The organism is Stutzerimonas kunmingensis, from assembly GCF_032106285.1.
GTDB classification, from domain to species: Bacteria; Pseudomonadota; Gammaproteobacteria; order Pseudomonadales; family Pseudomonadaceae; genus Stutzerimonas; species Stutzerimonas kunmingensis_B.
Window position 1 is genome coordinate 64,766 of the sequence record NZ_DAMCPO010000016.1, and the last position, 20,468, is coordinate 85,233.

At 64.9% G+C, this 20,468-nt stretch carries 16 protein-coding genes; 6 read left to right on the forward strand and 10 right to left on the reverse strand.

Annotation, left to right across the window (positions count from 1 at the left end):
* Positions 1-10 precede the first annotated feature (10 nt).
* The 5 genes from RT582_RS14050 to RT582_RS14070 form a co-directional block, all read right to left on the reverse strand.
* Positions 11-1,648 carry a diguanylate cyclase gene (locus RT582_RS14050; RefSeq protein WP_313477985.1) on the reverse strand — a complete coding sequence of 546 codons (1,638 nt, stop codon included), beginning with the start codon at positions 1,646-1,648 and terminating at the stop codon, positions 11-13.
* Positions 1,641-2,027 carry a response regulator gene (locus RT582_RS14055; RefSeq protein WP_014822181.1) on the reverse strand — a complete coding sequence of 129 codons (387 nt, stop codon included), beginning with the start codon at positions 2,025-2,027 and terminating at the stop codon, positions 1,641-1,643. Before RT582_RS14055 ends, RT582_RS14050 begins: the two co-directional genes overlap by 8 nt.
* Positions 2,027-4,438: a PAS domain S-box protein gene (locus tag RT582_RS14060; protein ID WP_313477987.1), complete on the reverse strand. Its 2,412-nt coding sequence runs from the start codon at positions 4,436-4,438 to the stop codon at positions 2,027-2,029. The genes RT582_RS14055 and RT582_RS14060 overlap by 1 nt, the downstream gene beginning before the upstream one ends.
* Positions 4,439-4,511: 73 nt before the next feature.
* Entirely contained in the window at positions 4,512-4,898 is a 387-nt protein-coding gene (locus RT582_RS14065) for a response regulator (RefSeq protein ID WP_313477990.1), read from the reverse strand.
* Between the two features lie 46 nt (positions 4,899-4,944).
* Positions 4,945-7,908 (reverse strand): PAS domain S-box protein, encoded by a 2,964-nt coding sequence (locus tag RT582_RS14070; RefSeq protein WP_313477992.1) that lies wholly within the window; start codon positions 7,906-7,908, stop codon positions 4,945-4,947.
* Positions 7,909-8,223: 315 nt separating this feature from the next.
* Between RT582_RS14070 and desA the strand changes: the two genes are divergently transcribed.
* Together desA and RT582_RS14080 are read left to right on the forward strand one after the other, a co-directional pair.
* Positions 8,224-9,414: a delta-9 fatty acid desaturase DesA gene (gene desA, locus RT582_RS14075; RefSeq protein WP_312143016.1), complete on the forward strand. Its 1,191-nt coding sequence runs from the start codon at positions 8,224-8,226 to the stop codon at positions 9,412-9,414.
* 124 nt (positions 9,415-9,538) lie between these two features.
* A complete protein-coding gene (locus RT582_RS14080) occupies positions 9,539-10,537 on the forward strand; it encodes a GGDEF domain-containing protein (RefSeq protein WP_014822177.1) in 999 nt (332 codons plus the stop codon).
* 27 nt (positions 10,538-10,564) lie between these two features.
* Here the strand turns inward: RT582_RS14080 and RT582_RS14085 are convergent, their stop codons facing one another.
* The 5 genes from RT582_RS14085 to RT582_RS14105 all read right to left on the reverse strand — a co-directional run bounded on the left by RT582_RS14085 (position 10,565) and on the right by RT582_RS14105 (position 15,297).
* A complete protein-coding gene (locus tag RT582_RS14085) occupies positions 10,565-10,969 on the reverse strand; it encodes a VOC family protein (RefSeq protein ID WP_313477994.1) in 405 nt (134 codons plus the stop codon).
* Between the two features lie 43 nt (positions 10,970-11,012).
* Positions 11,013-12,119 carry an agmatine deiminase gene (aguA, locus tag RT582_RS14090; RefSeq protein ID WP_313477996.1) on the reverse strand — a complete coding sequence of 369 codons (1,107 nt, stop codon included), beginning with the start codon at positions 12,117-12,119 and terminating at the stop codon, positions 11,013-11,015.
* A gap of 65 nt (positions 12,120-12,184) precedes the next feature.
* The gene (gene aguB / locus RT582_RS14095; protein ID WP_313477998.1) at positions 12,185-13,066 is read right to left on the reverse strand and encodes an N-carbamoylputrescine amidase; all 882 of its coding nucleotides are present in this window, start codon (positions 13,064-13,066) and stop codon (positions 12,185-12,187) included.
* A 132-nt stretch (positions 13,067-13,198) separates the two neighbouring features.
* On the reverse strand, positions 13,199-13,849 hold the full coding sequence (locus RT582_RS14100; RefSeq protein WP_313478000.1) for a TetR/AcrR family transcriptional regulator: 651 nt from the start codon (positions 13,847-13,849) through the stop codon (positions 13,199-13,201).
* A 74-nt stretch (positions 13,850-13,923) separates the two neighbouring features.
* Positions 13,924-15,297, reverse strand: a complete 1,374-nt coding sequence (locus tag RT582_RS14105) for a glutamine synthetase family protein (RefSeq protein ID WP_014822170.1) — start codon at positions 15,295-15,297, stop codon at positions 13,924-13,926.
* Positions 15,298-15,537: 240 nt separating this feature from the next.
* On the opposite strand from RT582_RS14105, the gene RT582_RS14110 reads away from it, so the two are divergent.
* From RT582_RS14110 to RT582_RS14125, 4 genes are all read left to right on the forward strand, one after another.
* On the forward strand, positions 15,538-16,284 hold the full coding sequence (locus RT582_RS14110) for a gamma-glutamyl-gamma-aminobutyrate hydrolase family protein (protein ID WP_046618196.1): 747 nt from the start codon (positions 15,538-15,540) through the stop codon (positions 16,282-16,284).
* Between the two features lie 42 nt (positions 16,285-16,326).
* The gene (locus RT582_RS14115) at positions 16,327-17,685 is read left to right on the forward strand and encodes a glutamine synthetase family protein (protein WP_041015505.1); all 1,359 of its coding nucleotides are present in this window, start codon (positions 16,327-16,329) and stop codon (positions 17,683-17,685) included.
* An 86-nt stretch (positions 17,686-17,771) separates the two neighbouring features.
* Complete coding sequence (locus RT582_RS14120) at positions 17,772-19,130, forward strand: aspartate aminotransferase family protein (protein ID WP_014822167.1); 1,359 nt, start codon at positions 17,772-17,774, stop codon at positions 19,128-19,130.
* 218 nt (positions 19,131-19,348) lie between these two features.
* Positions 19,349-20,446, forward strand: a complete 1,098-nt coding sequence (locus RT582_RS14125; RefSeq protein ID WP_313478003.1) for a polyamine ABC transporter substrate-binding protein — start codon at positions 19,349-19,351, stop codon at positions 20,444-20,446.
* Positions 20,447-20,468 lie beyond the last annotated feature (22 nt).

Consider the following 20,468-nt stretch of genomic DNA (forward strand, 5'->3'; position numbering starts at 1 on the left):
GGCCGGGCGCTCAGCGCTGGGCGATCTGCACCTGGTTGCGGCCGTTGTGCTTGGCCACGTACAGCGCCTGGTCGGCATGCTCGAGCAGCAGGCCGGAGGCGCTCTGGCCGTCGGTCTCGCAGATGCCGGCACTGAAGGTCACGCGGAACTCCTGGTCGCCGGCATTGAAGCTCAGCGCAGCGAAGCGCACGCGGATTTCGTCGAAAATGCGTCGGGCCTGCAGGGCCGAGCATTCGGGCAACACGGCGACGAACTCCTCGCCCCCGTAGCGGCCGAGGCTGTCGATACGCCGCAAGCGCTGGCGTAGCAGGTTGGCCAGGGCGCGGATGACGTTGTCGCCGGCGGCGTGCCCGTAGGTGTCGTTGATCTGCTTGAAATGATCGAGGTCGAGCATCACCACGCTGGCGGGTTTGCCGGTGCGGGTGGTGCGCTGCACTTCCAACGCCAGCTGTTCCTTGATATCGGCGTGCTTGAGCAGGCCGGTCAGGCTGTCGCGGGCCAGCGCCGTACTCAGCGAGCGCGCACGCTGGGCGTGGGAATACACCGCGGCCACCAGCGCGGTATCGCTGATCGGCTTGGTGATGAAATCGTCGCCGGCCTTGAGCAGCGCCGCCATCTGCCGGTGGGTATCGGTCTCGGCGGAAAGGTAGATGATGGTCACCCGCAGCCATTCGTCATGCAGGCGGATCATCTGCGCCAGCTCTGGCCCCGAGCAGTCCGGCATGTTGACGTCCAGCAGCAGTACCTCGGGGTTGAAGCTGCGCATGGTCTCCAGTACGCGGGTCGGTTCGGTAAGGATCTGCACCTGCATCTGCGCGTTGCGCAGCACCAGGCTGTAGCGTGCGGCCAGCTCGGCGTCGTCATCGACGATCAGCACGCGGAAGGGTTCGCCCTGCTGCCGATCGAGGCAGCGCTCCAGGCTGTTCTCCAGCTGGGTGATATCCAGCGGGCGGACGAAGAAGCCCTGGGCGCCGGCACGCACCGCGGCCAGCTGGCTGGCGAAATCGGCCCGGTCATGGATGACCAGCAGCGGCAGTGGCTGCTCGAGGCCTTGCTGCAGAGCGGCGAGCGCGTCGAAATCGCTGTCCTGCTGCACGCTGACGATCAGCGCGTCGGGCAGTTCATCGGCCACGGCCGCTTGCAGTGCGGCGAAGTTGGGCCACTGGCTGACCAGATAACCGAAGTTGCGTAGGGTCACCGCCATGCTGGCGCCCGCGACCGGATCGGCCTTCATCAGGTAGATGCGACAGCCGGGTGCAGGCTCCTCGTGGTGCTCCGGCAGTTCCGCCGCGCCGTCGCGTTCCTGGCCAGGGGTTTCGCCGGCCAACTGCAGCACCGCGCGGGCGAAGGCCTCGGCGGCGCGGCTGCCCGGCTTGGCCGAATCCAGCCAGCGGTCAGCCCGCTGCTCCAACTGCCTGGCGCGCTCCCCGAGCTTGGCGAAGCCGAAGGTGCCGGCGGCGCCGGCCAGCCGATGCAGGCGCTCGCGGATGCTCAGCATCACCAGCCGGCGGCTGGCGGTGGCACGGGTCTGCTGCAGATCCTGGGCGAGCGTGGCGAGGTCGGTCAGGTCGGCCTGCAGGCGCTCGCCGAACTGCTGTTCCAGCTGCGCCAGCTGCTCTTGCAGCGCCAGGCGGGTGCGATCATCCATGCTCGGCCTCCCAGATCTGCCGCAACTGGGTGGCAAGTTGCAGCGGGTCGAAGGGCTTGCCCAGCACCTGGCGCACGCCGAGCTGGCGCAGCTCCTGCAGCCGTTCGGGCTGCAGGTGGCCGGTGAGAAACACCACGGGCGTCTGCTGCAGATCGACCAGATCGGCTAGTTGGCGAACCAGCTCGATGCCGTCCATCTGCGGCAGCATCACATCGAGCAGGATCAGGTCCGGAGCGAAGGCCTGCACCTGGTCGAGCGCGGCCTGGCCGGACTGACAGCTGAGCACTTCGAAGCCGCCGAGCTTTTCCAGGGCGATACGCGTCACCACCTGGATGGACGGTACGTCTTCGACGTGCAGGATGCGCTTGAGCTGTTTCATCACGGGCTCTCCTTGGCCTGGCCTTGTATGGGTAGTTCGAACCAGAAGCAGGCGCCCTGGCTCGGTTCGGATTCGAAGCCGATCTGCCCGCCCATGTGCTCGATCAGCTCCTTGCTGATCGCCAGGCCCAGTCCGGTTCCGCCTTGCTGGCGGCTGTCGGACGAGTCGGCCTGGGCGAACTTCTGGAATACCCGCGCACGAAATTCGTCGGAAATGCCCGGGCCCTGGTCTCGGACGCTGACCCGTACCCGGCCGTCACTGACCTGCGCCGACAGCTCGACCCGTTCACCGGCCGGGGAAAACTTCGCCGCGTTGGACAGCAGGTTGCTCAGCACCTGCTGCAGGCGCATGGCGTCGACCGTCACGTTTACCGGCGGGCAGGCGCCGAGGTGCAGTTGCACGCCATGCCGTTCGGCGTAGCTGCCGTTGCTGCGCAGGGCCAGCTCCAGCTGCGGCTGCAGCGGTTGTTCGAGCATGTCGAAGCGCATCTTGCCGGCGTGCAGCTTGTCCATGTCCAGCAGGTCGTCGATCAGCGCGCTCAGGCGCTGGCTGTTCTGCTGGGCGATCTCCAGCAGTTCGTGCATCGACTCGGGCACTTCGCCCATGACGTTCGAGCAGATCAGCGCCAGCGCACCGGTGATGGACGTCAGCGGCGTGCGCAGCTCATGACTGACGGTGGAGATGAACTCGCGCTGCAGGCGTTCGATGCGCTTGCGTTCGGTGATGTCGTGCAGCACGACGACCGCGCCCATTCGCTGGCCATCGGAGGTGTACAGCGGGTCGGCGTTGGACAGTACGTGCCGCGGTGCGCCATTGCTCAGCAGCACCATCTCGTGATCGATGACGTGCTCGCCATTGAGGGCGCGGCGCAGCGGAATCTCTTCGGGTTCCAGCGGGGTGACGCCATCGGCGCGGTACAACCGGTAATGGCGGGCCCATTCGCTCGGCGATAACGGGGCGACATCGGCGCCATGCCACTGCTTGGCCTTCTCGTTGAACAGGGTCAGATTGCCCTCGGCGTCGCAGGCGATCACCGCTTCGCTCAGCGCCTCGAGCAGGCGCCGGTTCATTTCCTGCTGCTTGTCCAGCTCCAGCTGCTCGGCCTTGCGCGCGGTGATATCGGTGACGAAACCGTGCCAGAGTACAGTGCCATCGGCCTGCTGCAGTGGCGTGGCCCGTGCCTCGACCCAGATCAGCCCCTTGCGCGGGTGTTCGACGCGGTGCTCGCTGTGCCAGGGCGTAAGCTCGCTTGCAGCCTTGCGGATGCTGATCAGCAGCGCGCTGCGGTCGGGCCCGTGAACCCGGCCGACGATCGGCGCGAAGCTGCCGGCCAGCTGCCCGGGGCTCAGCCCGTAGATCTGCTCGACGCCCTCGCTGACGTAGGGAAAGCACGCCGGGCCATCGGCGCGCCAGTGGAACTGGAAGAGCATGCCCGGGACCTGCGCGGCGATCTGCTGCAGGCGCAGTTGCAGCTGCTCCTGATAGGCCAGGTCGTAGGCGTTGACCAGGTAGCCGCGCAGGTGCTCCTGCTCGTCATGGATCGCAGTCACGCCCAGCAGCACCGGCACCTCGTGGCCATTCTGGTGGCGCAGGCGCCATTCGGACATGTCGCGTCGGCCGCGGTGCAGCGGCGCGCTCAGCACCGAGAAATCGGCCTCGACCGGCACCTGCAGTTCGCTGGAAAGCAGCAGCGCCCGGCGCTGTAGCGCCTCCGGACGGAACAGCGCGGCGGTCAGCGGATGGCCGACCAGCGCCTGTTCGCTGTAGCCCAGCAGGCGTTCGGCGGTCGGGTTGACGCTGGTCACTACGCCGTCGGGGCGGGTCACCAGCACGGCGCTGGAGGCGCTGTCGAGGATCGCCTGTTGCAACGCCGCCTGCTCCGCATGGCGGTGCGCCAGCAGATGCTGCTCGAACAGGCGGATCACCTGGCGCCCGAGGCGCTCCAGGGTCTCGCGCTGCTCTGGGCTGAGGCGGCGTGGCTGGCGGTCGATCACGCACAGGGTGCCGAGGTTGTAGCCATCCGGCGAGGTCAGCGGCGTGCCGGCATAGAAGCGGATATGCGGATCGCCGAGCACCAGCGGGTTGTTGCTAAAACGCGGGTCCTGCAGCGTATCCGGTACCTCGAAGATCTCGTCGCCGGCGATGGTGAAGGTGCAGAAGGAGATCTCCCGCGAGGTCTCGCTGACGTCGAGGCCGACCCTGCTCTTGAACCACTGGCGGCGGTCGTCGACCAGCGAGATCAGCGCGATCGGCGTGTCGCACATCTGCGCGGCAAGCGCTGTGAAGTCATCGAAGGCGCTGTCTTCGGGGGTGTCGAGGATTTCGTAGCGCAGCAACGCTGCCAGGCGTGACAGCTCGCGCGGCTGGGCGGTCGATGGCATCGGCGTCGTGCTTTGTTGCGGTGACTCCATCGTCGCGCCTTGCTGGTTCGGTGGGGGCGTCCGGTCGGCAGCGTTTCACGACCGGGGGGTTAAGCAGTTCTGCCTAGTATCGGCCACTCAGCCAGATGCTGCGAATCTGCTCGGCCAGCTGCATCGGGTCGAACGGCTTGACGATCACGTCGCGCGCGCCCAGCTTGCGCAGGTGCTCGATCTCGCTCGGCTGCACCTTGGCGGTCATGAATGTTACCGGAATCCGTTCCAGGTCGATGCGCTCGCGCAATCTGAGCAGCGTCTGCGGACCGTCCATGCCCGGCATCATCACGTCCAGCAGGACGAAGTCGGGGGCGAAGGCTTCGACTTCCTCCAGCGCCTGTGCGCCAGAGGAGCAGGACAGCACCTCGTATCCGCCAACGGCCTCCAGGGCCAGTTTGGTCACCGCCTGAATCGACGGATCGTCTTCAACGTGCAGGATGCGCCTTAGCTCGGCCATTGTGCCTCCGGGGGTCGTTTGCGTGCGCGTCCGCTTAACGGAAGCATCAGGATCGATCTTGCGCCAGCGGCGCGACTGGTAATTCGCACCAGAAACAGGCGCCTTCGCCGGGCTCGGAATCGAAACCGATCCGGCCGTGCATGTGTTCGATCAGTTCCTTGCTAATGGCCAGGCCTAGCCCGGTGCCTTCCTTCTGGCGGCTGTCGGAGGAATCGGCCTGGGAGAACTTCTGGAAGATTCGTGTGTGGAATTCGGCGGCGATGCCCGGTCCCTGATCGCGTACCGAGATTCGCACCCAGTCATCGCGTCGCTCGCTGCCGAGCGTAACGGTGCCACCCTGCGGCGAGAATTTGACCGCATTGGAGATGAGATTGGCCAGTACCTGCTGCAACCGGTCGTCGTCTGTCATCAGCTGCACGTCCGGCGCGGGCAGCAGCTCCAGCGTGACACCGTGCTTGGCGGCATAGCCCTGATTGGCGGCGATTGCCTGTTGCAGCTGCGTCGGCAGCGCATGCGCGCGCAGGTCGAGGGTCATCTTGCCGGCGACCAGCTTGTCCATGTCCAGCAGGTCGTCCACCAGGCGCCCCAGGCGCAGGCTGTTCTGGTGGGCGATGCTGATCATCTGGCCCATGTTTGGCGAGGGTTCGCCCAAGGCACCGCCGACGATCAGGCCGAGGGCACCGGAGATCGAGGTCAGTGGCGTACGCAGCTCGTGGCTGACGATGGACACCAGCTCACTCTTCATCCGCTCGATGCGCTTGCGCTCGGTGATGTCGCGCACCAGGCCGATGAATCGGCGCTCGCCGTGGTGGTTGATCTGCGAGACGCGCAGTTCGATGGTGAAGGTTTCGCCGGTACGCCGCAGGGCGGTGAGTTCGCGGTTCTGCTCCAGCGCGCGAGGAATGCCGCGTCGCTCGTAGGTTTCCAGATAGCCGTCGTGGGCGGAGCGGTCCGGTTCGGGCATGAGCATCGACAGGTTGCGGCCGATGACCTCCGCGGCGCTGTAGCCGAAGATCTGTTCGGCGGCATGGTTGAAGGTTTCGATGATGCCGCGGGCGTCGATGATGATGATGGCGTCGATCACGTTGTCGATCAGCATGCTCAGGTAGCGCTCGCGCTCCTGCATCTCTTCCTTGGCCAGCGCCTGGTCGGTGACATCCCAGATGAAGCCGTCGCACCAGCCCACCGGGTCGTCACGCTCGTGCAGGACGCGGGCTTTTTCCCGCACGTAGACGGTCCGGCCTTCGGCATTGGTGAGTCGGTAGATGCCCTCGAAGGTGTCCTGCTCGGCGTGCTGCCGGGCCAGCTCCAGATCCTCGGGATGAATCAGGCTGGCGTAGCTGCGCACACGGTCGCCGACGAAATCGCTGGCCGGGTAGCCGGTCAGGCGTTCGATGCCGTCGCTCAGGTAGCTCATGCGCCGGCGACCGTCGTTGCGGCAGCGGTAGACCACGCCCGGCAGGTTGCTGACCATGGCGCGGAAGCGGCTCTCGCTCTTCTGCAGCGCGCGGGTGGCTTCCATCAGTTCGGTGATCTCGGTGACGAAGCCGTGCCAGAGCACGGTGCCGTCGGGACGTCGTTCGGCGGTGGCACGTCCCTCGGCCCAGAGCAGGCCGCGTTGCGGATGCTGGATGCGGAACTCCACCGAACCGGTCGTCGACCGCGCAGCCAGGCGCAGCAGTGCGGCTTTCAGCCGCGGCAGGTCTTGCGGGTGAACGTGCACCAGGGCCTGGGAAGCATCTTCCAGTAGCCGCTGCGGGTCGATGCCGTACAGGTCACGTGCGCCCTCGCTGGCATAGAGGAAGGCATAGCGGCCGTTGGCGAAGCGCTTGAGCTGAAACACCACGCCGGGCAACAGGCTGGCGATCTTCTGTGCGCGGTCGAGCAGGCGCTGGCGACGACGGCCTTGCTGTTGCTGGCTGAACTGGTGCTGCAGCTGCACGCTGATGCGCCGTTGCAGCAGCACCGCCAGAGTCAGCAGCAGCGCCTCGGCGATCAGCCAGGCCAGGCTCCATTTGATCAGCAGCCGGCGCTCGGCCTGTTCGTGCTCCTGCTGCATGGCGCTGATGTCGCGCCAGACCAGCGCCGCTGCCAGCAGCGGCGCCGATGGCTGGGCCCGGCGCTCGCTGTGCAGGGGAATCTGGTTGAGCATGTAGGTGCGACCGTCGGCACTCAGCAGGCGCAGGGCCATGCCGCTCTCCGGCTCGGGCAGCATGCCCTGCTGCGCCCAGTGCAGAATCTGCGTCGCCGAATGCTCGATCAGCAGCCAGTCGCCGTCGCTGCGCAGTTGCACGCCACTGGGGGATTCCACGTCCGCCGCCTGCAGTGCCTGGCGATTGACCACCAGCGCCAGCCCGGCAGCCAGCTGATCGCCCAGCTCGGGCAATTCCGGCAGCACGTTGTAGCCGACTTCCAGGGCGCCGATGATCTCGCCGGACTCGCTGTCGGTGGCACGCAAAGGAACGATGGCGCGACTGCTGGCGCCGAGCGCATTGACCTCCATGCCGTACTGCATGCTGCCTTCGCTCATCGCGCGGCGCAGCATCGGGCGCTGCGCCGCCATTGCGTCACCGAAGCGCTCCGGTTGCTGCATGCGCAGCAGGGCGACCCCGGCGTCGCTCCAGAATATCTGCAACTGCAGCGCGCCGTGGCGTTGCATGGCGCTCCAGGCCGGGCTCAACGCGGCGCGCAGACGCTGGCGTGCCAGTTCGATCCGTGCTTCGTCCATGGCCCGGCCATCGCGCAGCACCGTATCGATCTGGCGCACCTGGCGCAGCACTTCGGCATTGCCGGCCAGCGCCGTGGCGACCATGTCGGCCTGCCGCCGCTGATTGAGCTGCGCGCTCTGCAGCGCCAGGCTCTGCAGCTCGCCGTGAGTGTCGATTTCCAGGTGCCAGGCGGCATCGCGCGCGCGGTAGTCATTGAATGCCAGGCTGCCGAACAGCAGCACGAGCAGCAGGCTGCCGAGCGTAAATATCCAGTGGGGTGTGGTGATGCCGGCGTTCGTCATCGGCGGGCCGGCCAGAGGCGCGAGGTGCTGCGCTCGACGTACGACGTTTGCATGAGCCGCAACTTTCCAAGGCAAAAAAGAAACAATGATAGCTCTATGCCAGTACGGCCGATAGCGTCTTTCGGGAATGCACGTCAGCATGCGCCACGTACCGAAGCGTAGCGATTGCAGCCGAATCTGGCTAAAAAATCACCAGCTTTTAGACGGTCGGTCGGGCCGTTTCCTAGACTCGCCGACGCCTGGTGTTAGGCTGAAGGCAGGTGGACGCCAGCGGAGGTCGCTGGCGCACCGTTCTGCAAGAGGCACCCCGTTATCATGTGGCACACCGGTTTACTCGACCTGTCGGTCTGGCAACTCATCGCGACCACGCTGCTGCTGACTCACGTCACCATCGTCAGCGTCACGGTCTACCTGCACCGTTACTCGGCGCACCGCTCGCTGGAGCTGAATCCGGCGCTCAAGCATTTCTTCCGCTTCTGGCTGTGGCTGACCACGGCGATGAACACCCGCGAGTGGACTGCCATCCATCGCAAGCACCACGCCAAATGCGAGACCCCCGACGACCCGCACAGCCCGGTACACAAGGGGCTGAGCACGGTCGTGCGCAAGGGCGCCGAGCTGTACATGGAGGAGGCGAAGAACGAGGAAACCCTGCGCATCTACGGCAAGAACTGCCCGGACGACTGGATCGAGCGCAACCTCTATTCGCGTTTTCCCAATACCGGCATCGTGCTGATGCTGCTGATCGACCTGGCGCTGTTCGGCGCGCTCGGCCTCACCGTGTGGGCCGTGCAGATGATCTGGATTCCGTTCTGGGCCGCCGGTGTGGTCAACGGTCTCGGTCACGCGGTCGGCTATCGCAACTTCGAATGCCGTGATGCGGCGACCAACCTCGTGCCCTGGGGCATCCTCATCGGCGGCGAGGAGCTGCACAACAACCACCACACCTATCCGAACTCGGCCAAGCTGTCGGTGCGCAAGTGGGAGTTCGACATGGGCTGGGCCTGGATTCGCCTGTTCAGCCTGTTGCGGCTGGCAAAGGTCAACCGTACCGCGCCGATCGCCCACCGCATCGAGGGCAAGCAGCAGCTGGACATGGACAGCGCCATGGCGATCCTCAACAACCGTTTCCAGATTATGGCGCAGTACCGAAAGCTGGTCATCGTGCCGCTGGTGCGCCAGGAACTGGGCCGCGCCGACGCCACGCTGCGTCATCAACTGCGCCGGGCCAAGCGTCTGCTGGCGCGAGAGCCGAGTCTGCTGCAGCAGGAGCAGCAGGCGCACATCGACGACATGCTGGCGCAGAGCCAGTCGCTCAAGGTGATCTACGAGAAGCGTCTGGCGCTGCAGCAGATCTGGACGCGAACCAGCTCGAACGGCCACGAAATGCTGGCGGCGATCAAGCAGTGGGTGCACGAAGCGGAGGCCAGCGGCATCCAGTCGCTGCGCGAATTCGCCGAGCATCTGCGGACCTATTCCCTGCGCCCGTCGGTCGCCATCGCCTGACCTTCCATCGGCTCAAGCACAAGGCCTGCAGCCGGCCGGAACTTTGCCTCTGGCCGGCTCTCTGAACAGCATTCTCAACATGCAGTACCGTCGCAATCGCGACGGTCGTTTCAGGAAGAAGGCTATGCGGCTGGCGAGTAATCAGGGTGATTCGGGTATGGGCATGCTACCGGGCGGCGATGCGCAGACATTGCTCGCACTGATGCATGCGCGCGCGGAGGCTGCCCGCCTGGGCGAGCGCGAGCAACTGTTCAGCACCCTGCTGGGCGGCGTCAACGCCGTGCTCTGGGCGTTCGACTGGCAGGCGCAGCGGATGATCTACGTCAGCCCGGCCTACGAGCGCATCTTTGGTCGCTCGCCGGCCCTGCTGCTGGCCGATTACGGCGAATGGCGCAACGCGATCTATCCAGATGACGTCGAGTTCGCGCAGAAGAGCATGCTCGCCGTGCTCGACGAGGGCGCGGTGGAAACCCGCGAGTACCGCATCATCCGTGGCGACGGGCAGTTGCGCTGGTTGAGCGACAAGTGTTTCCTCGGTCGTCGCGCCGATCGTGGCCAGGGCCCGATCATCGTGGGTATCGCCGAAGACATCACCGAGAAAAAGCAGCTCGAAGGCGAACTGCAGCGCCTGGCCACTACCGATGTGCTAACCCAGAGCAGCAACCGCCGGCACTTCTTCGAATGCGCCCGCGGCGAGTTCGAGCGGGCGCGGCAGTTTGCTTCCTCGCTGGCGTTTCTGCTGCTGGATATCGATGACTTCAAGCGCATCAACGACACCCACGGCCACCAGATGGGCGATCAGGTGCTGCAGAAGGTGGCCCGCTGCGGCGCCGCCGTGCTGCGCCAGAGCGACCTGTTCGGACGCATCGGCGGTGAGGAATTCGCCGCGGTACTGCCAGGCTGTCAGCCGGATCTGGCCGAACAGATCGCCGAACGCCTGCAGCGCGAGATCGAACGCGTGGTGTTTACCGCCGAGAACGGCGAGCGTTTTCGCGTCACCGCCAGCCTGGGCCTGACCTACCTGAAAGCCAGCGATCCCGAGCTGAGCAGCGTGTTCGCCCGCGCCGACGCGGCGATGTATACCGCCAAGCGCCTGGGCAAGAACCAGGTGATCGTCGGCTGAGCAGACAGGTGGGGATGTCCGATCAGCTCAGTTGGCCAGCTCGTCGTAACCCCGGCCGATGAACTGCAGCAGGCAGAAGCCATGGCCGAATGGATCGGCCATCAACGCCGGCTTGTGCCCGGCCTGAGCCGTTATCGGCTGTTCCAGCTGCGCGCCGTGAGTGACGGCTCTGGTGGTAGCGGCTTCGATGTCGTCGACGACGAAGTCCAGGTGCACCGGCGTCCAGTGCCGCGCATAGTCGCGTTGCCGAGAGCCATAGGGCGTCGCGGCGCTGCCCGCATCCTTGAGCAACAGATAGATCGGCGTCGGGCCGCCGAGCATTTCCACCGCGAAGGTGCCGAGAGGGCGGCCGACCCGTAGACCGAACACCGATCCGTAGAAGTCGACGGCCCGTTCCAGGTCGTCGACGTCGAGGTTGACCAGAAACTCCATCGAACCTCCCCTTGCCTGGCTTGGCAGGCTCAAGGCCAGCGTTTCAGCGCGATAACGGTGCCGGCTGCTGCTGGGTGATGCAGTGGATGTTGCCGCCGCCGAGGAGAATCTCGCGGCCAGGCACCATGACGACCCGGTGCTCCGGAAAGACCTGCGCCAGGATGCGCTCGGCTTCGGCGTCCAGCGGGTCGCGGAAGGCTGGGGCGATGATGCCGCCGTTGACGATGAGGAAGTTCACGTAGCTGCCGGCCAGGCGTATCGACGGGTCGCGCGGCTGGCTGCCATCCAGGGCGAGGACCCCGGCGCATTCTTCGGCAGTCGCATGCAGCGGGCCGGGAATCGGCATCTTGTGCACCGTCAGCGTGCGGCCCTTGGCGTCGCGAACGCTCTGCAGCACGGCCATGGCCGCCTGACAGCGCTCGAAGTTGGGGTCGTTCGCATCGTCGGTCCAGGCCAGCAGTACTTCGCCCGGGCGCACGAAGCAGCAGAAGTTGTCGACGTGACCGTCGGTTTCATCGTTGAACAGGCCGTGCGGCAGCCAGATGATGCTGTCGACCGCCAGCTGTTCCCGCAGCACGCTCTCGATCTGCTCGCGGGACAGATGCGGGTTGCGATTGCGATTGAGCAGGCATTCCTCGGTGGTGATCAGCGTGCCCTCGCCGTCGACGTGGATCGAGCCGCCCTCGAGCACGAAGCCCTCGGTGCGGTAGCGGTCGCAGTATTCGAGTTCGAGGATCTTGCGCGCCACTTCGTCGTCGCGCTGCCAGTCGGCATAGAGGCCGCCGTCTTCACCGCCCCAGGCATTGAACGTCCAGTCGACGCCGCGCAGGCCGCCTTGGTCGTCGATGACGAAGGTCGGCCCGGTATCGCGCACCCAGGCGTCGTCGGTGCTCAGTTCCACCACGCGGATGCGCGGATCGTCCAGTGCCGCGCGGGCTGCGAGGTACTGCTCGGCGCTGGCGCAGACGGTAACCGGCTCGAAGCGTGCAATGGCCTTGGCGACAGCGGTGAACGCGGCCTGCGCGGGCGCGCCATTGTCACGCCAGTTGTCCGGGCGTTGCGGCCAGACCATCCAGGTCTGGCTGTGCGGTGCCCATTCGGCGGGCATGAAGTAGCCATCGGTACGCGGCGTGGTGGTCAGGGTGGTCATCTGCATCTCTCATGAAGCGGGAAAGGACAGGCCTTTCCCGTGGTTCGTAGCGGCGGGCGCGCGGCTCACTCTGAAGGCTGCGAGCCGTCCAGGGTCCGGATCGAGCCGTAGAGATTCGGCCGGCGATCGCGGAACACGCCCCAGGCGCTGCGGATGTGTTCGAGCTGGTCGAGATCGAACTGGTGCACCAGCACGCCCTCGCTGGTTTCGTCCATTTCCTCGACCTTGGCCCCGAACTGGTCGGCGATGAACGACGAGCCGTAGAAGGTGATGTCGTAGCCGTCCTGCTCTTCGCGGCCGATGCGGTTGCTGGCGATCAGCGGCATCAGGTTGGCGCCGGCATGGCCCTGCTGTACGCGCTGCCAGTGGTCGCGCGAGGTGATGTTCGGGTCGTGCGGCTCGCTGCCGATGGCGGTCGGGTAGAACAGCAGTTCGGCGCCCATCAGCGCCATGCTGCGTGCGGTTTCGGGGAACCACTGATCCCAGCAGATGGCCACGCCGATCTTGGCGTAGCGGGTGTTCCACACCTTGAAGCCGGTGTCGCCCGGGTTGAAGTAGTACTTCTCGTGGTAGCCGGGGCCATCCGGAATGTGGCTCTTGCGGTAGACGCCGAGCAGCTTGCCGTCGGCATCGATGATGGCGACGGAATTGAAGCGGGCGCGTCCGGCCAGCTCGAAGAAGCTGATCGGCAGCACCACCTGTAGCTCGGCGGCGACCTTCTGAAAATGCTGGATGGCCGGGTTTTCCTCGACCGGCGTCGCCAGCTGCAGGTACTCGGCATTGGGTTTCTGGCAGAAGTAGGGCGTCTCGAACAGCTCCTGAATGAGGATGATCTGCGCGCCCTTGGCGGCGGCCTCGCGCACCAGCTTGTCGGCATTGGCGATGTTGGCCTGGCTATCCCAGGAACAGGCCATCTGGGTGGCGGCAACGGTAACGACTCGGGACATGGAAACCTCGCGGCTGCAGTTGAAAGGGCGACGGCTATCGAAAGCGCAAATTTATTCGATAGTTATCTGGATTGATAGGGGGCTGAACGCCGATGGCAAAGAAATGGCTGACCGTTTATCGATATTTATCGGTCAGTGGTTCGGTGTTTCCCGCTTCGGCAGGCATGGCGGCAGATACAGGCCGAGATAGGCATCGAATACACGCAGGCCTTCCTCGGCCATGCGTGGCGTCAGGCTGCCGTACAGCTGTATGGATCGAGCATAGACGCGGTCGCCGAGTTCCACGGCCATGGCGAACACATCGATGTCCTGCGGCAGAGGCGGCAGGGCGAAATGTCGCTCGAACACGGCCTGCATCGCCTGGCCGAGTTCCAGGTCCAGGCGCTGATCGGTCTGCGTCACCTCGCCGAGGCCGTGCTGCGCGAGGATCAGCTGGCGGGCTGCGCTGTCCTGTTCGTAGACCCCGAGCATGCGCTGTTCGATCAGCCGCGACAGGTCGCGCCAGCTGCTCAGGCTCTGGTGATCGATGGGCTGCTCGAGGCTGGCCCTGAACGTCGCGTGCACATCGGCCGTGAGCGCCGCGAGCAATGCCGGCACGCCGGAGAAGAAGTGGTAGACGGAGGAGGGCGGAATGCCGGCGCGCTCCGCCACCGCGTACACCGATAGCGTCGCGGCACCCTGCTCGGCGAGCAGTTCACGGGCGCTGGAGAGAATCTGGCGGATGCGCGCCTGGCTGCTGGCGCGCGGGCGGCGACTGGGCGTCGCGGGGCTGGGCTTGGTCATCGGCCTATTTGAAGCCAGCACGGCGGCGGATGCAAACCGCCGTGGCGGTCGCCCCGCTGCACGCGGGCCTGCGGCTAGACGGTATGCAGATACCAGTTGTACTCAAGGTCCGAGATCGAGTGTTCGAACTCGGCCAGTTCGCTTTCCTTGCAGGCGACGAAGATGTCGATGTAATCCGGGCTGATGTAGCGCGCCATGATTTCGCTGTCGTCCAGCTCGCGCAGGGCGTCGCGCAGGTTGGTCGGCAGGCTCTGCTCGACTTGCTCGTAGGAGTTGCCCTCGATGGGGTCATCCGGCTCGATCTTGTTGGTCAGGCCGTGATGCACCCCGGCGAGGATGCCGGCGAGCAGCAGGTAGGGGTTGGCGTCGGCACCGGCGACCCGATGTTCCACACGCACGGCGTCGGGGCTGTCGGTCGGCACGCGCAGCGCCACGGTGCGGTTGTCCATGCCCCAGCACGGCGCATTGGGCACGTAGAACTGGGCGCCGAAACGGCGATAGGAATTCACGTTGGGGCAGAGGAAGGCCATCGAGGCCGCCATGGTCTGCTGCAGGCCGCCGATGGCGTGACGCAGCGGCTCGCTGTCCAGCGGATTCTCGGTGGCGAATATGTTGTTGCCATTCTTGTCGAGCAGCGAGATATGCACGTGCAGCCCGTTGCCGGCCTGTCCCGGATAGGGCTTGGCCATGAAGGTGGTGTCCATCTCGTGGTCGTAGGCGATGTTCTTGATCAGGCGCTTGAGCAGCACCGCGTAATCGCACGCCTTGATCGGATCGGCGACGTGATGCAGGTTGACCTCGAACTGCGCCGGGGCGCTTTCCTTGACGATGGCGTCGGCCGGAATGCCCTGTTCCTTGGCGCCTTCGAGAATGTCCTGCAGGCAATCGACGTACTCGTCGAGATCGTCGATCAGATAGACCTGGGTCGAGTGCGGGCGCTTGCCGGAGATCGGCGAGCGCGGTGGCTGCGGCCGGCCGTTGATGTTCTCCTGATCAATCAGATAGAACTCGAGCTCGAAGGCGGCGCAGATGGTCAGGCCCAGCTCGTCGAACTTGCTCACCACCTGGCGCAAGACCTCGCGCGGGTCGGCGAAGAAGGGGTCGCCGTCGCGCTCGTGCATGGTCATCAGCAGCTGCGCAGTGGGACGCTTCTGCCAGGGTTCCTTGCACAGCGTGTTGGGGATCGGGAAACAGGTGCGGTCGGAGTCGCCGATATCCATGCCAAGGCCGGTGCTTTCAACGGTGATTCCGTTGATGTCGAGGGCGAACAGCGAAGCGGGGAGGTTGATGCCCTTTTCGTAGACCTTGTGCAGGCTGGCGCGCTCGATGCGCTTGCCGCGCACGACTCCATTCATGTCGGTGATCAGCAGATCGACGTACTGAACCTCCGGATGTTCCTTGAGAAATGCGTTAGCTTCGTTGAGCTGAACGGCACGCGGCGGGGCCATGATGAATTACCTTAATTGTTAAAAATTTCAATCATCAGATGCTTGTCTGGGAGTCAATCGAAAAGCCTGTTCACTGTCAATAGTAGCCCGCCAGCGCCCCATGAGTGCCCACAATGGGCCTTTTTTGGGGCATCTCCGGTGCGCTGAATCCATCGCGCACCGGGCTAATGCTCGGGCTATTGTCTATAAAAATGAACAAGACTACTCTCCGGTATGCCCCATTCGAACAACGAGTATCCCATGCCTCGCAAGCCTCTGATCGGCGTTTCGGCCTGTACCAAGCAGATCGGACATCACGGTTTCCACATCGCCGGTGACAAGTACCTGCGTGCCGCGGCGATTGCCGGTGTGCCGCTGGTGATTCCGGCGCTGGATGAGCTGATCGACCCGGCGGCCCTGCTGGAGACCTTCGATGGCCTGCTGTTCACCGGCTCGCCTTCGAACGTCGAGCCACACCACTATGGCGGCCCGGCGAGCGAGACGGGCACCCATCACGATCCGCTGCGCGACCGTCTCACCCTGCCGCTGATTCGCGCGGCTGTCGAGGCGGGCATCCCGGTGTTCGGCATCTGCCGTGGGTTTCAGGAAATGAACGTGGCCTTTGGCGGCAGCCTGCACCAGAAGGTTCACGAAGCCGGCCCGTATCAGGACCACCGCGAACGTCCGGACGATCCATTGGAGGTGCAGTACGGACTCAGCCATCCGCTGCACGTGCAGCCGGGCGGGCTACTCGAGCGGCTGGGCCTGCCGGCGCAGATCCAGGTCAACTCGGTGCATGGCCAGGGCGTCGAGCGGCTTGGAGCCGGTCTGCGCATCGAGGCGCTGGCGCCGGACGGGCTGATCGAGGCGTTCTCCGTCGAGCAGGCGCGCAGCTTCGCCCTCGGCGTGCAGTGGCACCCGGAGTGGAAGGTTCACGAGCATCCGCATTATCTGACGTTGTTCCGCGGCTTCGCCGAAGCCTGCGAGGCGCGCGCCCGACAACGCTGACGGCCGACCCAGGCGGCCCTCCCCAGCAACCCCGAGGTCAACATGAGTATCCAACTCGACCAGCTCACCGGCTGGCTGAAAGAACGCAAGATCACCGAAGTGGAATGCCTGATCAGCGACCTGACCGGGATCGCCCGCGGCAAGATTTCACCGACCAACAAGTTTCTCGACGAAAAGGGCATGCGCCTGCCGGAAAGCGTGCTGCTGCAGACCGTGACCGGCGATTACGTCGAGGACGACATCTACTACGAACTGCTCGACCCGGCCGATATCGACATGTTCTGCCGACCCGACCCGAACGCGGTGTTCCTCGTGCCCTGGGCCATCGAGCCCACCGCTCAGGTGATCCACGACACCTACGACAAGATGGGCAACCCCATTGAGTTGTCGCCGCGCAACATCTTGAAGCGCGTGCTGAAAATGTACGCCGACCGCGGTTGGCAGCCCATCGTCGCGCCGGAGATGGAGTTCTACCTGACCAAGCGCTGCGAAGACCCGGACCTGCCGTTCCAGCCGCCGATCGGCCGCTCAGGCCGCCAGGAAACCGGCCGCCAGTCGTTCTCCATCGACGCCGCCAACGAGTTCGACCCGCTGTTCGAGGACATGTACGACTGGTGCGAAGCGCAGGGCCTGGATCTGGATACGCTGATCCACGAGGAAGGCACCGCGCAGATGGAGATCAACTTCCGTCACGGCGAAGCACTGCACCTGGCCGACCAGATCCTGGTGTTCAAGCGCACCATGCGCGAGGCGGCGCTCAAGCACAACGTCGCCGCCACCTTCATGGCCAAGCCGATGACCGGCGAGCCGGGCAGCGCGATGCACCTGCACCAGAGCGTCATCGACCTGCAGACCGGGCGCAACATCTTCTCCAACGAAGACGGCTCCATGAGCCAGCTGTTCCTGCACCACGTCGGCGGCCTGCAGAAGTACATCCCCGAGCTGCTGCCGATGTTCGCGCCGAACGTCAATTCGTTCCGCCGCTTCCTGCCCGACACCTCGGCGCCGGTGAACGTCGAGTGGGGTGAGGAAAACCGCACCGTGGGCCTGCGCGTGCCGGACTCCGACCCGCAGAACCGCCGCGTCGAGAACCGTCTGCCGGGTGCCGATGCCAATCCTTATCTCGCCATCGCCGCCAGCCTGCTGTGCGGCTATATCGGCATGGTCGAACAGCTGCCACCGAGCCAGCCGGTCAAGGGCCGTGGCTATGAACGGCGCAACCTGCGCCTGCCGCTGACCCTGGAAGCAGCGCTGGAGCGGATGGAAACCTGTCGCGAGCTGGAGAAATACCTGAGCCCGAAATTCATCACCGGCTACGTCGCGGTCAAACGCGCCGAGCAGGAGAACTACCACCGCGTGATCAGCTCATGGGAGCGGGAATTCCTGATGCTGTCGGTGTAGGGCCGCTTCCGCCGGAGCCGGTCGTAGGGTGGATGACGCTTTTCTCGTCCACCGAACATGCACGAACTTTTATCGAGAGGTGACTGATGAGCGATTCGCAAACCCTGCACTGGCAAGCGCTGAGCCGCGACCATCATCTGCCGCCGTTCACCGATTACAAGGCGCTGAACGCCAAAGGCACGCGCATCATCACCAAGGCGTCAGGCGTCTATCTGTGGGACAGCGAAGGCCACAAGATCCTCGACGCCATGGCCGGGCTCTGGTGCGTCAACCTGGGCTATGGCCGCGAGGAGCTGGTCGAGGCCGCGACCAGGCAGATGCGCGAGCTGCCGTACTACAACCTGTTCTTCCAGACCGCCCACCCGCCGGCCGTGGCGCTGGCCAAGGCGATTGCCGACATCGCGCCGGCCGGGATGAACCATGTGTTCTTCACCGGCTCCGGCTCGGAGGCCAACGACACCGTGCTGCGCATGGTGCGCCATTACTGGGCGATCAAGGGCCAGCCGGCGAAGAAGGTGGTCATCGGCCGCTGGAATGGCTATCACGGCTCGACCATCGCTGGCGCCAGCCTCGGTGGCATGAAGGCCATGCACGAGCAGGGCGACGGCCCGATCCCCGGCATCGAGCATATCGACCAGCCCTACTGGTTCGGCGAGGGCGGCGACATGAGCCCGGAAGAGTTCGGCGTGCGCATCGCCGACCAGCTGGAGCAGAAGATCCTCGAGGTCGGCGAGGACAAGGTCGCCGCCTTCATCGCCGAACCGATCCAGGGCGCCGGCGGCGTGATCATCCCGCCCGAGAGCTACTGGCCGCGGGTCAAGGAAATCCTCGCGCGCTACGACATCCTCTTCATCGCCGACGAGGTCATCTGCGGCTTCGGCCGTACCGGTGAGTGGTTCGGCAGCGACTACTACGGCCTCGAGCCGGACCTGATGCCGATCGCCAAGGGCCTGACCTCCGGCTACATCCCCATGGGCGGTGTGGTGGTGCGCGACGAAGTGGTGCACACGCTCAACGAGGGCGGCGAGTTCTACCATGGCTTCACCTACTCGGGGCATCCGGTGGCCGCCGCGGTGGCGCTGGAGAACATCCGCATCCTGCGCGAGGAGAAGATCGTCGAGCGGGTGAAGACGAAGACGGCACCCTATTTGCAATCCCGTTGGCAGGAACTGCTCGAGCATCCGCTGGTAGGCGAGGCGCGTGGCGTCGGCCTGCTCGGCGCGCTCGAGTTGGTGAAGAACAAGAAGACCCGCGAACGCTTTGCCGATCCCGGTGTGGGCATGCTCTGTCGCGAGCACTGCTTCCGCAACGGCCTGGTGATGCGTGCGGTTGGCGACACCATGATCATTTCGCCGCCGCTGGTGATCAGCGAAGAGCAGATCGACGAACTGGTCGGCAAGGTGCGGTTGTGCCTCGACGCCACGGCCAAGGATGCGCTGGGTTGAGCCGTGCGGCGGCCCGCGCCAGCTGAGCTAAGGTTGTCGTTTGCACCGCTGTGCGTTCGGCTTGTTGAAAAGAGGGTCCTGACCTTGCCAGACTGCGCGCGTGCTGGAGGCCAGACCTGCCGAGGGGTGTGTCGATGCCGCCACACCGCCAGGCCGCCGCGTTGTTCATGGCCTGTTCCACTGCCCCGACATTAATGATGACAAAAGGAGCTGCACGGATGAATCCCTTCGCCAAGACACTACTTGCCATGACGCTGGCCGGCACCGTTGCCGGGGCTGCGCAGGCCCAGGAAAAGGTTCTGCACGTCTACAACTGGTCCGACTACATCGCCGAAGACACCCTGGAGAACTTCACCAAGGAAACCGGCATCAAGGTCGTCTACGACGTCTTCGACAGCAACGAAGTGCTGGAGGCCAAGCTGCTGGCCGGCAGCTCCGGTTATGACGTGGTGGTGCCGTCCAACCCCTTCCTCGCCAAGCAGATCAAGGCCGGCGTGTTCCAGAAACTGGACAAGTCCAAGCTGCCGAACTGGGAAAACCTCGACAAGGACCTGCTCAAGGCGCTGGATCCGAGTGATCCGGGCAACCAGTACTCGATTCCCTACATGTGGGGCACCATTGGCATCGGCTACAACGTCGACAAGGTCAAGGCCGTGTTGGGTGACAACGCGCCGGTGGATTCCTGGGACCTGGTGTTCAAGCCGGAAAACATCGAGAAGCTGAAGTCCTGCGGCGTTTCCTTCCTCGATTCGCCGACCGAAATCCTGCCCGCCGCCCTGCATTATCTGGGCTACGCCCCGGACAGCGGCAAGGCCGACGAGCTGAAGAAGGCCGAAGAGCTGTTCATGCAGATCCGTCCGCATGTGGCCTACTTCCACTCTTCCAAGTACATCTCCGACCTGGCCAATGGCGAGTCCTGCGTGGCGATCGGCTATTCGGGTGACATCTATCAGGCCAAGGCGCGCGCCGAGGAAGCCGGCAACGGCGTCAACGTCGGCTACAAGATTCCCAAGGAAGGTGCCGGCAGCTTCTTCGACATGCTGGCCGTACCGGCTGACGCGAAGAACGTCGAGAGCGCCCACGTCTTCATCAACTACCTGATGAAGCCGGAAGTCATGGCGTCGATCACCGACTATGTGCAGTTCCCCAACGGCAACGCCGCGGCCACCCCGCTGGTGGATGAAGCGATCCGCACCGACGCGGGCATCTACCCGAACCAGGACGTGCTGAAGAAGCTGTACACCTTCCCCGACCTCGATCCGAAAACCCAGCGCGCCATGACCCGCAGCTGGACCAAGATCAAGTCGGGCCGCTGATACGACCGATCCGTTGCCGGGC

Coding starts and splice junctions, on each gene's coding strand:
- RT582_RS14055 (WP_014822181.1), bottom strand. CDS start 2,027: ATGAAACAGCTCAAGCGCATCCTGCACGTCGAAGACGTACCGTCCATC.
- RT582_RS14105 (WP_014822170.1), bottom strand. CDS start 15,297: ATGGCCCCGCCGCGTGCCGTTCAGCTCAACGAAGCTAACGCATTTCTC.
- RT582_RS14125 (WP_313478003.1), top strand. CDS start 19,349: ATGAATCCCTTCGCCAAGACACTACTTGCCATGACGCTGGCCGGCACC.
- RT582_RS14065 (WP_313477990.1), bottom strand. CDS start 4,898: ATGGCCGAGCTAAGGCGCATCCTGCACGTTGAAGACGATCCGTCGATT.
- aguA (WP_313477996.1), bottom strand. CDS start 12,119: ATGACCACCCTGACCACCACGCCGCGTACCGATGGCTACTTCATGCCC.
- RT582_RS14085 (WP_313477994.1), bottom strand. CDS start 10,969: ATGGAGTTTCTGGTCAACCTCGACGTCGACGACCTGGAACGGGCCGTC.
- RT582_RS14070 (WP_313477992.1), bottom strand. CDS start 7,908: ATGACGAACGCCGGCATCACCACACCCCACTGGATATTTACGCTCGGC.
- RT582_RS14115 (WP_041015505.1), top strand. CDS start 16,327: ATGAGTATCCAACTCGACCAGCTCACCGGCTGGCTGAAAGAACGCAAG.
- aguB (WP_313477998.1), bottom strand. CDS start 13,066: ATGTCCCGAGTCGTTACCGTTGCCGCCACCCAGATGGCCTGTTCCTGG.
- RT582_RS14100 (WP_313478000.1), bottom strand. CDS start 13,849: ATGACCAAGCCCAGCCCCGCGACGCCCAGTCGCCGCCCGCGCGCCAGC.
- desA (WP_312143016.1), top strand. CDS start 8,224: ATGTGGCACACCGGTTTACTCGACCTGTCGGTCTGGCAACTCATCGCG.
- RT582_RS14110 (WP_046618196.1), top strand. CDS start 15,538: ATGCCTCGCAAGCCTCTGATCGGCGTTTCGGCCTGTACCAAGCAGATC.
- RT582_RS14120 (WP_014822167.1), top strand. CDS start 17,772: ATGAGCGATTCGCAAACCCTGCACTGGCAAGCGCTGAGCCGCGACCAT.
- RT582_RS14080 (WP_014822177.1), top strand. CDS start 9,539: ATGCGGCTGGCGAGTAATCAGGGTGATTCGGGTATGGGCATGCTACCG.
- RT582_RS14060 (WP_313477987.1), bottom strand. CDS start 4,438: ATGGAGTCACCGCAACAAAGCACGACGCCGATGCCATCGACCGCCCAG.
- RT582_RS14050 (WP_313477985.1), bottom strand. CDS start 1,648: ATGGATGATCGCACCCGCCTGGCGCTGCAAGAGCAGCTGGCGCAGCTG.